Origin of the sequence: Nocardioides sp. J9 (assembly GCF_007829375.1) — a bacterium.
GTDB lineage: Bacteria > Actinomycetota > Actinomycetes > Propionibacteriales > Nocardioidaceae > Nocardioides.
This window is the reverse complement of sequence record NZ_VLJQ01000066.1, coordinates 33524-46294: the sequence shown is the minus strand read 5'-3', so window position 1 is coordinate 46294 and position 12771 is coordinate 33524. Positions and strand designations below refer to the sequence as shown.

Here is a 12771-nt window from a genome sequence, read left to right as displayed (position 1 = left end):
TCCTTGGGACCAGCCTCGTCAGACCACCTTGCGGAGTATGAGAAATATGCGTTCCCCTTCAAGAATCACATCGGCCGCCGTTGCCTTCGCCGCAGCCCTGGCGACGCTCGGCCTGTCTGCATGCGGCTCCGACGGCTCGGACCCGGCCGAGGTCGCGGATGCCTCCGACTTCGACGCGGTCGTCGAGGCCGCCAACAAGGAGGGCAAGCTGAGCCTCTACACCAACCTCGCGATCGGCTACGAAGAGGTCATCGCGGAGTTCAACAAGGAGTACCCGGACATCGAGGTCGAAGCTTTCGTCGGCAAGGACGCCGACATCCTTGCCCGGGTCGAGCAGGAGCAGATGTCCAACGCGGCCGGCGCCGACGTGGTCTGGGTCAGCTCGAGCCAGTTCTTCAAGGCCCAGGGGGATGGTGTCCTGCACGAACTGACCGAGCTCCCGTCGGCCGCGTTGTGGGACGGCTCTCCGTACTTCCACGACACGTACATGCAGGTGCTGCAGTTCCCCGCAGTGCTGGAGTACAACAAGAATGTCACCGACCCGCCGACGGACTACCCCGATCTCCTCGACCCCAAGTACAAGGGCAAGATCGGCACCGTCGACCCCACCCTGACCCCCAACCTCGTCGCCTTCAACAACTACCTGAAGGAGAAGTACGGGGCGGACTACCTCGAGAAGCTCGGCGAGCTCGGCATCAAGTTCTACGACAGCGGCCCGTCGATCGAGGCGGCACTCCAGTCGGGCGAGATCGACGTCGCCGCGTACGCCTCCGCACTCGGCGCCGAGAACGGCATCCGCAGCGGCGCCCCCGTGGCCTACAACCCCGCCCCCGAGACCCCAGTGACCAATGCCTCCGCCGGCGCCCTGCAGTCGGCCGACCACCCGAACGCCGCACTGGTCTGGATGAACTGGATCCTCAGCAAGGAGGGCCAGGACGCCATGGTGGCGACCCAGCCCGAGGGCGTGTTCGTCAGCACCTTGGACACCGAGGCGAAGGTGTACCTCCTGAAGCCCGAAGAGCTCTCTCCGGAGGAGTGGCCGAAGGTCGGCGCCGAGCAGAAGAAGGAAATGGGCGGTAACTGAGGCCACACCCGCCCCAGCGAACAACTGAGGGGCCCGGAGCGTTGCTCCGGGCCCCTTCTGCTTGCCATCTGACCGCCGCGGTGACCGGGCACCGGACAGAACCCGTCCCGTGATGTTCAGGCAGGTCCAGGCATCGGCGCAGGGAATCCGTCCGCCAGCGTCGTCAGGCCGAGCTCCTCCAAGATGGCATCGCCGTTCTCACCAGGGACGGGCGCGGGCAGGCGCACGGAGGCGGGCGTCCGACTGAAGACGATGGGTTGACGGATCACGTCAACGCTCCCGCGTTCGCTGTGCTCGACCTCAGCGGTCATGCCAAGGTGCCGCACCTGGGGGTCGGCCATGGCCTGGTCGATGGTGTAGATGGGGCCCGCGGGGACACCGACCGCGTCCAGAGCGGCGCAGACGTCGGCCGTCAGCAGCGACGACGTCGCCGCCGCGATGATCGCATTGAGCTCGTCCCGATGTGCGTAGCGATCCGGGCGCGCGGCAAAACGCGGGTCGTCCGCCAGTTCGGACCGGCCGATGGCACCACACAACCGGATCCACAGCTTGTCGCTGGCTGCTGCAATATTCACCCAACCATCTCGCGTGGGGTAGACACCGATCGGCGCGATCGTCGGATGATCGTTCCCCTCCTGGCCGGGCACGATGCCGTCGATGGTCCACCGCGCCACCTGAAAGTCCAGCATGCCGATGAGCGACTCGATCAAGGAAACCTGAACCCATTGGCCCCGCCCGCTGATATCGCGTTCGCGCAATGCAGCCAACAGGCCGAAGGCTAGGAAATGACCGGCGGACAGGTCGCCAATCGCCGTGCCGACGCGCATCGGCCCGCGACCAGGCTCGCCCGTTACGCTCATCAGGCCCGACATGCCCTGAGCGATCTGGTCGACGCCGCCCTGATCGGCTCGCGGGCCGTCTTGGCCGAAGCCGGAGATGCTCCCGTAGACGAGGCGTGGATTGCGCTGCGATAGGGTCTCGTAGTCGATGCCGAGTTGGTGCTTGACCCGAGGCCGGAAGTTCTCTACGAGAACGTCAGCCCAGTCCACCAGCCGGAGGAAGACCTCCTTGCCCTCGTGCGACTTGAGATCCAAACGCAGCGAGCGCTTATTGCGGTGCAGGTTGAGGTAGTCCGAACTCCGCGAGTCGACCCAATCGTTGGCCGGGGGGCCGTCGACCCGAACCACCGTCGCACCGAGATCGGCGAACTGGCGTACCGCGGTCGGCCCCGCCCGAGCGAGCGTGAGGTCAAGAACCTTGATTCCGGTGAGCGGCATGGTCAGTAGCTCCTTCCAACGGACGCGCTGGTGCTTCAGGTGCCTGCTAGCGCAGGGACAGCTGGATCTCCTCGTAGCCGGCGTGCAAGAAGTTGGGCCGCCGCCGGACGTCGTTCTCGAGGCGAATGCGGGGATAGCGGCTCAACAGTGACGAGATCGCGACCTCGACCTCCTGCCGCTGGAGCCAGGCACCCATACATGTGTGTACACCGAACCCCAGGCTGAGCGGCCGCGCTTCGTCGGACCTGTCGAGGTCGAGCTCATCGGGGTTCGCGAAGGCCTCCTCGTCGTGGTTGGCCGAGGCGAGCATCAGTCGCACGCTCTGCCCCTTGGCGATGGGGACGCCTCGAAGCTCGGTGTCCTCGGCGGCCACACGGTGGATCGCGTGCACCGAGGTGCGGAACCGCAGCAACTCGTCGAGCGCGGTGCGATAACGACGTGGCGACTCGCGGATCAGCTCGAGCTGCTCGGGGTGCTGCAGCAATGCGACCAGGCTGTTGCCGATGGCGTTGGTCGTCGTCTCATGGCCGGCGAACAGTGTTCGCACGAAGAAGCCGACGATCTCCTCGTCGCTCTGCGCCTGTCCCCCTTCGTCTCCCAACAGGATCGACATCAGATCGGGCTTCGGCCCCTCGCGCCGGCGCCCCTCAACCAAGTTCACAATGTAGTCGGAGAACTCCACGAGGGCCTTGTACGCCTCATCGACATTTGAGTACTCCGTGCCGAAGGCAACGGCGATGACCTCAGACCAACGCCGGATGTCGTCACAGTCCTCCAACGGTGCGCCGAACATCTGCACGATGACGCGAAGGGGCAAGGGGAAGGCGAGGTCGGCGACAACCTCCAAAGTTCCAGCATCGTCGGCTCTGGCCAACAGGGAGTCGGTGAGTGCCTGGATGTCGTCGCGCATCGCCCCGACGCGGCGGGGAGTGAAGGCGTGGTTAACCAGGCCGCGCAACCGGGCGTGCTCCGGGTCATCGTTCTCCGTCATTGCCATGCCCTGGGTCCTGACTATCGCGCGAAGCTTCTCCACCCCAGCGGCGTCGAGCTGTGCCGCGCGAGCCTCGATGATGGAACCGGTGTTGCGCCGTGACGAGAAGGTAGCGGGGTCTTTCAGCACGGCCAGCACGTCCTCGTGCCGCGAGACCACCACCATGCGGTCGAGCTGCAGGACGGGTGCCTCGTGCCTCATGCGCCGGTAGAGCGGATAGGGATCCTCGAGCAGAGCAGGATCTGCGGCGAAGAGGCGGGCAACATCCTCAACGAGTGTCGGCGAACTACCAGTCACGACTTTGTCTTTCCTTTCGAGATGACCACCGGGCCGCAAGGACTCGACGGTCGCCACAGAGGTTGCCTCAGAGTGGGCTCGTCGGAGGGCGTCAACGGTGTTCCCGGTACTTGGGGCGGTGTGCCGACTCACGGGCCTGAGGGTGGCACTCCCTACTACACCAGATGCAGACAGGAATGTCTACGATTTGATCGTCACTTTGGTCTTGCGGAGACGCCGCAGCATTGCCAGAATAGTTCTGCATGCATAAACGCATGCACATTAGAAGGGCGTGATTCCCATCATCGAAGAGCTCCTCGGCGAGCGGCATGGTCATGTCCTCGTCTTGACCATCAACCGACCCGAGGCTCGCAACGCGGTGAACCAGCGGCTGTCAGTGGCGATGGGCGAGGCATTGGAGTGTGCAGACGGCGACCCGGATGTCCGGGCGATCGTGGTGACTGGGGCCGGCTCCGCCGCGTTCTGCGCCGGCGCCGATCTCAGGGCAGCGGCTCGCGGCGAGTCTGTCCACCACCCCGACCCCGAGCTCGCGATGCGGTGGGGATTCGCCGGCATCACAAACCACGCGATCTCGACCCCACTGATCGCCGCAGTCAACGGCTTCGCGCTGGGCGGTGGCACGGAGATACTGCTTGCCTGCGACCTGGCCGTCGCCAGCAGCACCGCCGTCTTCGGGCTGCCGGAGGTCACCCACGGCCTCCATGCTGCCGCTGGAGGCGCACTGCGCCTGCCGGCCCAAATCCCCGCGAAGATCGCGATGGAGCTGCTGTTGACGGGTGACCGTTTCGACGCCGAGACCGCTTTTCGTTGGGGCTTGGTCAACCGGGTTGTCGAACCGGAGGACCTCCTCCCCGCCACCTTGGAGCTCGCCGCCCGGATCGCGCGCAACGGCCCCCTCGCCGTGGCCGCCACCAAGCGAGGGGCACGCAGCATCATCGACGGGCAGTTCGCGGCCGAGGAGCAGTCCTGGAACATCGCACGGCGCGAGCTGGCACAACTCCTGCTCAGCGAGGACGCCTCTGAGGGCAAGCGAGCGTTCGCCGAGGGCCGGTCGCCCGAATGGAAGGGGCGTTAAGCCGCGCTCCGCGGTAGCGCCACCACAATCGAGCAAGGACAAGACATGGACGTCTCCGCGACTGCGTCGCCCCGTCGCCGCATCACCTTCATCGGACTGGGCAACATGGGCGCCGCCATGGCCTCGAGATTGGTCGACGCCGGACATCAGGTGACCGTCTTCGACAGGCGGCCCGAGGCCGCGGAACCGCTCGTTGCCCTCGGCGCGAGGTCAGCCACCTCGGTCAGCAAGGCCATCGTCGGTGCTGAGGTCGTGATGACGTCTCTGCCCGGCCCCGCACAAGTCGAGGCTCTCGTCGTCGGCGACAGCGGCCTCGCCGCGGGAATGCAGCCCGGCTCCCTGTTCGTCGACCTGTCGACGAACTCACCCGAGGTCCTGGAAGGACTCGCTTCCGCCCTGGCCGAGCGAGGGATTCGCTGTCTGGAGGCCCCCGTCTCCGGAGGCGCGCAGGGCGCTCGGGCGGGCACGCTGGCACTCTTGGTCGGCGGCGACGAAGGCCTCCTGGACGAGTACTCCGGCCTGCTGGACCCCCTGGGCACGGTGATCCACGTCGGCGGCATCGGAAGCGGCAATGTCGCGAAGATCGTTCACAACCTCGTCAGCCTGGTCAGCGTGCCCATTCTGGCTGAAGGATTCACGCTGGGCGTCAAGGCCGGGGTGAAAGCGCCCGCCCTGCTGGAGGTGATGCTGGCGGGCGCCTACGGCCAAGGACAAGTCCTCAAGACCATCATCGGCAAGGTGATCATGTCAGGAGACTTCTCGCAGATGACCTTCGGCCTCGACCTGGCCCGCAAGGACGTAGCCCTCGCGACGAGCCTCGCCGAGGCGATCGGCGTGGACATGCCCCTGTCCAAGCTTGCCGAGTCGATGTACGTCCGCGCCCTGGAGGAAGGTCTCGAGGACCTCAAGTCCGTGGCGGTCTGGGCGCTGCAGGAGCAGGCCGCCGGGGTCGTCGTTAGACGTGAGGGCGAGTGACGGCGAGCAGCGTCAGCGACGTCGGGTCGACTGCTCGTCGAGCCGCGCGACGAACCGCGCGGGCAGCTCGCAGCTTTCAACGGCCAGCGCGGCCTCGAGCTGGCGGGCCGTGCGGGCGCCGACGATCGGCGCCGTCACACCGGGACGGTCGCGGACCCACGCCAGCGCCACCTCTAGCGGGGACCAGTCGACCTCCTCGGCGACCGAGATGACCGCATCCACGATCGCGACCGACTGCTCATCGCGGTAGTTGCCGACCGCGTCTGCGAGCACACCCGAACCGGCAGCCCGCGAGCCGGCCGGGACACCTGATCGGTACTTGCCGGTCAGGATTCCACGGCACAGCGGCGACCACGGCAACACCCCCATCCCCAGGGCCTGGGCGGCCGGCAGGGCCTCGCTCTCGATGCTCCTGTTGAGCAGGGAGTACTCGAGTTGGGTCGAGACCAGCGGCGCCCCCGCGGTGAGCGTCTGATGCGTCGCGGCCTGGGCCGAGCGCCAGGACGACCAGTTGGACACGCCGACGCTACGGACACGGCCCGATCGCACCGCCTCATCCAGTGCGGACAGCGTTTCTTCGACCGGGGTCAACTCGGACCAGACATGGACCTGCCAGAGATCAACATGGTCGACGCCCAGGCGGTTCAGCGAGCGGTCCAGGCAACTCAACAGGTATTCGCGCGAGGTGTCCGTGCGGCGGACCTCACGATCGTCGTACGCGAGCCCCGCCTTCGTGGCGATGACCAGGTCGTCCCGGGCGAAACCGCTGCGCAGCAGGCTACCGAGCGTCTCCTCCGAGGCGCCACCTCCATAGGCGAAGGCGGTGTCGACCAGCGTCCCGCCGGCCTCCAGGAAGACGGTGAGTTGGTCACGGGCCTCATCGACCGGGGTCTGCGTGCCCCAAGTGAGGAGCCCGAGCCCGAGGCGGGACACCATCGGTCCGCTGCTGCCGAGCCGGCGCATCTGCACCCTCAGCCGCCGGTCCCCACGAGTCCTGCCAACTCACGCAACCGGGAGTCGCACTCGGCGATCATCGTCCGCGCAACCTCCTCCGCCCCACGGAGTTCCGTGAAGGAGCCGACAACCTGGCCGATGAAGAATGACTGCAGCCTGCGGGCACCTTCCTGGCCAGCTCCCGAAGCAGCATCGATCCGCTGCCAGGCGGGGTGCACCAACATGGATTGCAGCGGCATCGGTAGCGGGGTAGGCGCGTCGGGGGCGTCCCACTCGTCGTGCCAGCTCGAGCGCAACTGGCGGCAGGGCTTTCCCGTCCGGGTCCTGGACCGCAGGGTGTCAGCCGAGTCCGCCGCCAGGAACTTCTGCTTGATGTCCATCGGCGTGATGTCCTCGCGGGTGGACAGCCACACTGATCCGGTCCACACCCCCTGCGCCCCGAGCGCCAGGGCGGCCGCCATCTGGCGTCCGGAGGCGATGCCGCCGGCGGCCAGCACTGGGCGCCCCTCCGCGGCATCGACGATGTCCGGCGTCAGGACCATGGTCGCGATGCTGCCGGTGTGGCCGGCTGCCTCGGTGCCCTGTGCGATCAGCACATCGACGCCCGCGTCGATCTGGCGGACGGCGTGCTTACGCTGGCCCACCAGGGCAGCGACCAAGACGCCGTGCGCCTTAGCGCGCTCGACGAGATGCGGAGGCGGTGGCCCGAGAGCATTGGCAACCAGCTTGATCGGGTGAGAGAACGCGACCTCCAGGAGCGCCTCGGCCCCCTCAGGGGTGAGGTTCTCGGCGATCATTGCGCCGCGGTCGGGGGCGTCGGCCAATTCCGGGACGTCGTACTTGTTGAGCATGCCGTCGACGAACTCGGCGTGCTCCGTGGGGATCTGGGACCGCAGCGCAGCGGACCTGTCATGATCGTCCACCTTGATCTGACGGTAGGGAACCAGAAGGTCGATTCCGAAGGGTCGGCCGTCGGTGTTGTTCGCGATCCAGCTCAGCTGCTCGTCCAACTGATCGGGCGTGAACTGCGTCGCAGCCAGCACGCCCAGTCCTCCCGCGCGCGACACCGCTGCAACGACCTCAGGCGAGCGATTGAAGCCAACGAGTGGGGCATCGATCCCTAAGGCAACGGTCAACGGGGTGCGCATGGCGTTCTCCTCATTCACGTCAGATGATCCGAACATAGTCAGAGTCGGCTAAAATGTCTACATAACTGCCGATTACATCGCCGGGCAGATCGCAACCGAACCGTGCGACTCGAGATCGGTGAGCAACACCGTCGTGGTCGCCAGATTGGGGAAGCCGTCGTGCGCCCGACCGCGCGAGGTCCCCCGCGATCGACCTCTCACCCCGTCCCACCACCACTTCAGCCACTCCCCCGTCCCGCGGGCCGAAAGCGATCGCCGCTGCTCGGCCCGCCGTCATCTGGCGAGCCTCCGCAGTCGCGTCGCCCGCGCAGGTGACCGTCTCGTCACACCAAGCCGCGACCGCGCCCATGGACCTCGGCCGAAGCGGAGTTCCTCGGCCTGGGCGAGGGCGGCCGCCAGGAGAGTCGCCTTCGAGATGGCTCGCGGCGACCCACTCATTTTCGATGAGCTGCTCTTCGGTGACGCACTCCTCGGTATAGTCCCGTCGCTGGCTGCTCGCTCGAGTCAATCGCGAATGGCAGCACGGCCGGTGCACTTCTGCCGTCGTCGGTGATGACCGCTGTCTCTGCGTTGACGCTATGGCGAGGTCGAAGTCTCGATCGCGGTGCGCCTGTGTGTCTACGCGTACGGTGTCGGGCAGTTGATTTGGGTTGTAGGCATTGGCCGTCATGCAGCTACTCGTTCGATGACGTCTTCGCGTGATTCCTGTGTGCGTCGGAGCCCTGCAACCGCGAGGGTCAGGCAGGCGATGGCGACGATGAGCGGCACCCACCAGCCGGCGCGGTAGGCGTCGACCTGATCGATCGGGCCCGCGGATGTATCCAGGTTGCTCGTGTAGACGGCGGCGGTCACGGCGAGCATCAGGGCGGTGCCGAATTGGATCGAGGTCTGCAACACACCGCCAGCAATGCCTTGCTCCTCGGCGGGGACACCCGCGGTGGCGGTAATCGAGGCAGTGGCAAAGACCAGGGTGAAGGCGAGGCCGATGAGAGCGAAGACAGGGAAGAGGCCGCTCCAGTAGGGGCTGCCCACCTCAATGAGCTGCAGCAGCGCGTAGGAGCCGACACTGAGCCCTAGTCCCAGGCTCATGACGCCGAGCAGGCCGATGCGCGCGATTAGTCGGGCAACATAGGGCGCCAAGAAGAGCCCGAGGATGCCGCACGGCCAGAACGCCGCTGCGGTCTGGAGCGGCGTCCAGCCACGGGTGTCCTGCATGTAGAGGGTGAGCAGGAACTGGGCGGCGCCCCAACCGCCCACGAGGCCGGGGGCGATCAGGTTGGCGCGGATGCGCGGCCACGAGGTGAACAGGTGCAGTGGGATCAGCGGGACCTTCACCGTGCGCTCGACCATCACGAAGACGACCAGTGCCACGGTCCCAGCGACGAAGAACGCCCAGGTGCCTGGACTGCCCCAGCCTCTCTCGGGGCCGGTAGTGAGTGCGTAGACGATCGACATCATGGCGGCGGTCACGGTCAGGGCGCCCGCGAGGTCAAGGTGGCCGCGCCGACGCTGCGGTTGGTCGCGGTCGATCAGGACATAGCCCGCGATCAGGGTGAGCAAGCCAGCGACGGCGGGCATGAAGAAGACCGCACGCCAGTTCCATTCGGTCAGCAGCCCGCCGAAGGCCAGGCCGAGGGTGAAGCCGGCCGACCCGGTGGCGGTGTAGAAGGACAATGCGCGGTTGCGTGCCGGGCCTTCGGCAAAGCTGGCTGTCAGGAGCGAGAGGGCCGCGGGTGCAGTGAATGCCGCAGCGACACCCTTGAGGAATCGAGTCGCAATCAAGACCTCGGCGTTCCAGGCTAGGCCGCCCAGGGCCGACATGAAGACGAACCCAGCCAGCGCGGTCAGTAGAACTCGTCGACGCCCGAAGATGTCGGCCGCGCGGCCGCCGAACAGCAGCACTCCGCCGAACCCGAGCACGTAGCCAGCAACTACCCACGGCAGCGAGCTGGTCATGTGCAGCGCCGCTCCGACGTCGGGCACGGCAACGTTGAGCATCGACACGTCGAGGGCGTCGAGGAAGAACGCCGCGCAGATCACGACAAGGAGGCCGAGCGCACGGCCTTTGAGCTCGGTATACGGATGAGACATGTCCCCACTATAGCTTCGCTATATAGTCTTGTATACCACCGGCACTTTCCTCAAGAACGGGACTGCGAGCGCGGCCCGCACTGGTTACAGTGCCCCGGGCTCACGGTCCAGTGGTTGGCGCACACCCGGTCGGTGGTGGCCGCAGCCCCCTTGGGCAGATCTGTCCACCGTGGCAGATCGCGTGACCGCCAGTGGGCAGGATTCATGTCCATAACCGGTCAGTTCCTACGGTCCCTTGACAGTGGACAAACGGCCCTGGCCCGCCCGCCCGGCGACCTGTCCTGACGCTCTGCAGGGTGACAAAGCGTGGCCCTGCGTGCCATCCGCTACGACAAGCTCGCGACCGCCTACCTAGGGGCCGCGTCCTACAAGACATTGCCAACTGGCTCGCGACTGAGGAGACACGCCCTAGCGGGCGTGAGCGTGAGCCAGATGGTGCCGCTAAAGCCTCTTCATTGCGGCAAGCCGATCGCGGGGCGTCGCCACTCCTGCCGCGCCAGCGTCGAATGTCGAAAGGCCCAAGAGGCCAGCTCACCCGGCAGGGACAGTGACGCCCGACCGCGGCCCTTGCCCAAGTCCAGCCAGCCAGACCCGTCGACCCAAGCCAGCCCGAACCCGTCGAACGTCCGTCAGCAACGCGCCTCAGCTGCCCCAGATTCCGCGGCCTTCCAAGTCCCACACACCTCTTGCATTCTCGGCGCGGAAACATCCGGCGTAATGCCTGACAGCATGCGGAGCTGCCGCGTCCCCCTTTGCCGGCGAAAGTTCCCGCCGCGCAATGATCGCTCAAGAGACTGGCGATGTCTTAGGAGACCAGGAGGGGTGCAACCAGCACCCACGGGATCAAGACAGGCACGCGATGAGCGACAGCGAGCACGCCCTTGAACAACCAGCCCTCTGGGACGAACCCACACCGGAGCCGATACCGACACGCCGCCGCACGCGACCACGCCCTGAGGCTGCTCCCCCACCTCAGCCGACCGCTCCCGCGAACCTGCAACGCCACCCGGCTGGCGAGCGCCTGTGGACGGCGGCCGACGTGGCGGCGTACCTCGGAGTACCCGTCAAGACCGTCTACGCCTGGCGCAGCCGAGGACGCGGACCCAAGGGATTCCGCATCGGCAAGCACCTGCGCTGGCGGGTGGCCACGGTCTTCGAATGGTCGCTGGACCAGGAGCGGAACCAGTGATCATCGAGAAGGCCTGTCCCCGATGCGGCCGACCGTTCTTCGTCTCGGATCGACCGAAGCCCGGACGCCCGCAGCGGTGGTGCAGCAGTGCCTGCCGGAGGCTTGCATCCGAGGAACGCCGAGCTGCTCAAGCGGGCCACACAGCGATCACCTATGTCACCGAACCGGTGAGCATCGAGCGACACGTCAGCGCCGTTCTCGACTCCCCAAGTGCCTGCCGACGCGTCCTCCGAGAGCTCAACGACCGCAGCGCTCGGGGCGAGCTCGTGGACGCGAAGTGGAGCTCGGTCGCGGACGAAATCGCTCGCCTCCGTCGACCGAACACGGGGAGCCGCTGGCTTCGGTGAACAAACTGGCGGACGTTTCGTCGGGTGAGGTTGGCTGCGCACAGCCACCCTTAGGCACGCTCTGCCTCCCGAAGTCCGGCTGCCTTGAAAGCGGTCGTGCGGTACGCCGTCAGTTGCTCGAGCAGGTCCTTGGCTGCGTCCGAAGGCACTGGTGGCCCGTCGAGTCTGCGGAGCCAGTCGACCAGCTTGCGACCATCCACGAACTGCACCCCGTCCATCTCTCGGCCGTCCTTCACCATCTCCCGCGCTGCTCCCCACAGCACCACGGCCGCCTCAACGTTCACCGGTTGCGCGCGTGCCCGATGCTTCGCTCCGCGCTCTGACTTGAGCATGGATCTGGCGAGCCCCTGTGCCCTGATTGCTGCCTTCTTCGCGGATGCGGTCATCTCCACAACAGCGTCCGCGTCGATCGAGCTGCGCCACTTGGAGTCCAGCACGACGATGCCACCCGAGCGCGTGACCACCACGTGGTCGAGGTCGCCACCCTGCAGCGTGATGCTGTCGACCCACCCCCAGACGAGCCGCCGCCGCTTCGCCCTTTGCAACTCCGAGCGCGTGTTTTCCTCACCCCACGCGCCCCTCAGCTGCCACACCGCGCTCGCTTCGTGGGCGAGGAACGCGGAGTTCACTAGATGAAGCGCCGCGGCCAACAGACCGGCGTGAAACACGCCAATGACGTACCAGCGGCCGGCCAGACCAGTCATTGCTACCCCGAAAGACACCAGCGCCGCCATGAGGGCGAACCCCACAAGCAGGAACGCGACAATCCCCCAGTTCCGGCGCAGCCACCGTCGCCGCAATCGCTTCAGTTCGCGCCGCGGGAAGGGCTGGAACGAGCGCATCTGACCTCCTCGAGCTTTGCACCATGGAAGCCGAAGCACCGGCCGCTCGTCCGGCGAATCGGTCAGTACGGCGGTGCTCGATGCCGCCGTTCGGCTGCTTCGGCGGCGGCTCGATGTTCGGCGCAGAGCACTTCGATCAAGCCTTGGATCGCGCTCCTCTCGCCAGGTTCCCCGCAGACCTCACAAGTCCTGCTCGCAACTTCGGAGGCCGACCCGACGATCGCAGCTAAACGATTGGCAAGTTCTGGGGACGACAGCGCGGCATCGAAAACGAGCTCGCCCCCGGTGCGGGCAATCGCGAAGAGGTGATAGCCAGGATCGAGGGCCGCCAGCGCCCGATCGAGCTCTTCAACGAGCGCGAACCAGCCTTCACCACACCGGATCGCGTGCCCGGTCATCGTCATGCGCGCCACCACTCGCCCGGGAAGGGCGTCAACCTCGCGCTCCATACTTTCTTCCATAAATGGAAGATACGCCGGAACCCCCGGTCGTCCATCGCCA

General features: G+C 66.6%; 11 protein-coding genes. 4 read left to right on the top strand and 7 right to left on the bottom strand.

Features of this window, described 5'->3' with window-relative positions:
- The first annotated feature begins 46 nt into the window (after nucleotides 1-46).
- Nucleotides 47-1084, top strand: a complete 1038-nt coding sequence (locus L615_RS09540) for an ABC transporter substrate-binding protein (RefSeq protein ID WP_186449800.1) — start codon at nucleotides 47-49, stop codon at nucleotides 1082-1084.
- A gap of 116 nt (nucleotides 1085-1200) precedes the next feature.
- On the opposite strand, the gene L615_RS09535 is transcribed toward L615_RS09540, so the two are convergent.
- Nucleotides 1201-2361, bottom strand: coding sequence for a CaiB/BaiF CoA-transferase family protein (locus tag L615_RS09535; protein WP_145724908.1), 1161 nt, complete (start codon nucleotides 2359-2361; stop codon nucleotides 1201-1203).
- A 46-nt stretch (nucleotides 2362-2407) separates the two neighbouring features.
- The gene (locus L615_RS09530; protein ID WP_145724907.1) at nucleotides 2408-3706 is read right to left on the bottom strand and encodes a cytochrome P450; all 1299 of its coding nucleotides are present in this window, start codon (nucleotides 3704-3706) and stop codon (nucleotides 2408-2410) included.
- Between the two features lie 214 nt (nucleotides 3707-3920).
- On the opposite strand from L615_RS09530, the gene L615_RS09525 reads away from it, so the two are divergent.
- Together L615_RS09525 and L615_RS09520 are read left to right on the top strand one after the other, a co-directional pair.
- Nucleotides 3921-4724 (top strand): crotonase/enoyl-CoA hydratase family protein, encoded by an 804-nt coding sequence (locus tag L615_RS09525; RefSeq protein WP_261376620.1) that lies wholly within the window; start codon nucleotides 3921-3923, stop codon nucleotides 4722-4724.
- Nucleotides 4725-4769: 45 nt separating this feature from the next.
- Nucleotides 4770-5699: an NAD(P)-dependent oxidoreductase gene (locus L615_RS09520; protein WP_145724906.1), complete on the top strand. Its 930-nt coding sequence runs from the start codon at nucleotides 4770-4772 to the stop codon at nucleotides 5697-5699.
- 12 nt (nucleotides 5700-5711) lie between these two features.
- On the opposite strand, the gene L615_RS09515 is transcribed toward L615_RS09520, so the two are convergent.
- From L615_RS09515 to L615_RS09505, 3 genes are all read right to left on the bottom strand, one after another.
- Complete coding sequence (locus L615_RS09515; protein WP_145724905.1) at nucleotides 5712-6668, bottom strand: aldo/keto reductase; 957 nt, start codon at nucleotides 6666-6668, stop codon at nucleotides 5712-5714.
- A 2-nt stretch (nucleotides 6669-6670) separates the two neighbouring features.
- Nucleotides 6671-7819 (bottom strand): nitronate monooxygenase family protein, encoded by a 1149-nt coding sequence (locus tag L615_RS09510; protein ID WP_222430509.1) that lies wholly within the window; start codon nucleotides 7817-7819, stop codon nucleotides 6671-6673.
- Between the two features lie 648 nt (nucleotides 7820-8467).
- Nucleotides 8468-9892 (bottom strand): MFS transporter, encoded by a 1425-nt coding sequence (locus L615_RS09505; protein WP_145724904.1) that lies wholly within the window; start codon nucleotides 9890-9892, stop codon nucleotides 8468-8470.
- Between the two features lie 859 nt (nucleotides 9893-10751).
- Here L615_RS09505 and L615_RS09500 point away from each other — a divergent pair.
- Nucleotides 10752-11081 carry an AlpA family transcriptional regulator gene (locus L615_RS09500; RefSeq protein WP_145724903.1) on the top strand — a complete coding sequence of 110 codons (330 nt, stop codon included), beginning with the start codon at nucleotides 10752-10754 and terminating at the stop codon, nucleotides 11079-11081.
- A 397-nt stretch (nucleotides 11082-11478) separates the two neighbouring features.
- Here L615_RS09500 and L615_RS09495 read toward each other — a convergent pair whose 3' ends face one another.
- The gene (locus tag L615_RS09495) at nucleotides 11479-12270 is read right to left on the bottom strand and encodes a nuclease-related domain-containing protein (RefSeq protein WP_145724902.1); all 792 of its coding nucleotides are present in this window, start codon (nucleotides 12268-12270) and stop codon (nucleotides 11479-11481) included.
- Between the two features lie 62 nt (nucleotides 12271-12332).
- On the bottom strand, nucleotides 12333-12731 hold the full coding sequence (locus L615_RS09490) for a hypothetical protein (protein ID WP_145724901.1): 399 nt from the start codon (nucleotides 12729-12731) through the stop codon (nucleotides 12333-12335).
- Nucleotides 12732-12771: the final 40 nt, after the last annotated feature.

What these genes read in the sequence shown, in the direction of transcription:
- L615_RS09540 (WP_186449800.1), top strand. Translation starts at nt 47, where the DNA reads ATGCGTTCCCCTTCAAGAATCACATCGGCCGCCGTTGCCTTCGCCGCA.
- L615_RS09500 (WP_145724903.1), top strand. Translation starts at nt 10,752, where the DNA reads ATGAGCGACAGCGAGCACGCCCTTGAACAACCAGCCCTCTGGGACGAA.
- L615_RS09535 (WP_145724908.1), bottom strand. Translation starts at nt 2,361, where the DNA reads ATGCCGCTCACCGGAATCAAGGTTCTTGACCTCACGCTCGCTCGGGCG.
- L615_RS09490 (WP_145724901.1), bottom strand. Translation starts at nt 12,731, where the DNA reads ATGGAAGAAAGTATGGAGCGCGAGGTTGACGCCCTTCCCGGGCGAGTG.
- L615_RS09520 (WP_145724906.1), top strand. Translation starts at nt 4,770, where the DNA reads ATGGACGTCTCCGCGACTGCGTCGCCCCGTCGCCGCATCACCTTCATC.
- L615_RS09505 (WP_145724904.1), bottom strand. Translation starts at nt 9,892, where the DNA reads ATGTCTCATCCGTATACCGAGCTCAAAGGCCGTGCGCTCGGCCTCCTT.
- L615_RS09495 (WP_145724902.1), bottom strand. Translation starts at nt 12,270, where the DNA reads ATGCGCTCGTTCCAGCCCTTCCCGCGGCGCGAACTGAAGCGATTGCGG.